The following is a 1,874-nucleotide window of genomic DNA, read 5'->3' on the forward strand; positions in this document are numbered from 1 at the left end:
CCTCTATGGTCCTTGCTACTTCCTCAGCTGCCATGGAGGATTGCTGACTGGTGGCGGTTAATTCCTCTGAGGAGGATGCTACCTGTTGAGAGGTGTCAGATATTTGTTTTATGAATTCCCTGAGATTATCTGTTATTGTTTGAAATGCCATTGCTAAGGAACCAATCTCATCTTTTCTTTTTAAGAATATTTCTGGCATGTCTTCAGTCATATCTAGGTTAGCTATCTTTTTCGAGTATGCTATTGATGAAATAATAGGCTTTGTAATTGAATTGCCTATAAATAAGCAACTCATTACACTTATTATAAGGATGATTAAGGATATTATTGCAATATTCCTTTGCAACCTTGGAACCGCCGCTAATACTTCCTCTTCATTAGCGGTTATCCCTATAATCCAGTTGGTTCCTTCTATAGGAGCATATCCTGCATAAAGGCTATTCCCTTGAAAATGATAATTTCCTATTCCTTCCTTCTCTCCAATCATCGTTTGAAAAAAAGACGCCATAGATTTTAATGTCTCATCCTGCTGTGATTCTTCTATAGGATTCCACTGATCCATTACCCTGTCTCTATCTGGATAGGCAATGACATTGCCATCAGTATTGATCATGTAGGCATACCCCAATTCTCCAAAACCCATGTCGTCAGTGAGGTCACTTAAAAAGCTTCCGTCTCTTCTTCCTATTAAAACACCTACTACTCTACCATTGTTTTCAATGGGCACAGCATACATCAGTACAGCTGAATTGGTTACACGACTAATAATGATATCTGAAACATTGGATTCTCCATTGAAGGCTCTTTTTACATACTCTCTGTCTCCTAATTCAGCCGTTGTTCCATCATTGTAGTAGGTTGTTCCATTAGGATATACCACTCCTAAAGCAAGAAAACCCGTTCTTTCCAATTGCCTTTGTAATACAGGCTGTTGCTCCTCGAAATCCATGCTCTCTATATCCTGCCTTCCTGCCAGCATTTCCAGTGCTGTCATAGGTGTCTCTATTCGACTTTCTGTTAATTTTGCTCCCTCCTGGGCTAGCATTACCAATGCCTTTTCAGCTTCTTCAGTAACAGCATTGCTAGCTGTTGTTATGGACATAAAGCCAAGACCTATAGATCCTACTAAAATTAGAATACAGAAATACACAATAAGCTTTGTTTTTATACTTTTCATTTTTTGCCCTCCCCACTTTTTTGAAAGTGTAGTTCTACATATGCTATATTAAAAAAACACCTATGTCCTCTAGAGCACAGATGTTTCAATACATAGTAAATAGAATAATGCTAGCTTCATTATCTCTACTTTGCATTTCGGTAACCTGGCAATCATAGAATATTTCTTCCTTAGACCCATAGCTTTGCGACGCTATCTTTCGATAGCTGTGCCATTATCGATACAATATTTAATTTTAGAACTTCTTTTTTATTCCCTTTTCTTATCCCTTGGTTAAATTCTCTTTTCTAACCTTATTTTACCTTATTGACAACTTTTTGTCAAATTTTGTAGTATAAAGTAATATTTTGTAGAATGGCTTCTTTTCTTGTTTTTCTCCTGCTTTATTGTTTATTGGATTACGTTTTTAAAAAACGCTCCTATAGTTTTACAAATAACAAAATCTCCTAAGCCTTCTTTCTGCTTAGGAGATTTTATACTTTTCATATATTAAAATCTATAGCCTTTCAGCTAGGTTCATTCTTTAATACTTAAACCTACTTATACTTTCCTGCATTTCTTCTGCTAATCGTGCTAAGGCTTCACTGGCATTGGATATTTCCTCCATAGAAGCTGTTTGTTCTTCCACTGACGCAGAAGCTTCTTCAGTCCCAGCAGCGTTTTCTTCAGCAATTGCAGCTAGGCTTTGCATGATATC

General features: G+C 36.8%; 1 protein-coding gene and 1 riboswitch. The gene reads right to left on the reverse strand.

Going from position 1 to position 1,874, the window contains the following annotated elements:
* A partial coding sequence (locus BMX10_RS17685; protein ID WP_139176508.1) for a methyl-accepting chemotaxis protein occupies positions 1-1,177 on the reverse strand: 1,177 nt, incomplete at its 3' end.
* A 136-nt stretch (positions 1,178-1,313) separates the two neighbouring features.
* Positions 1,314-1,400, reverse strand: a riboswitch (cyclic di-GMP riboswitch).
* Between the last annotated feature and the right edge of the window lie 474 nt (positions 1,401-1,874).

This window comes from Natronincola peptidivorans (assembly GCF_900111615.1).
Lineage (GTDB): Bacteria > Bacillota > Clostridia > Peptostreptococcales > Natronincolaceae > Natronincola_A > Natronincola_A peptidivorans.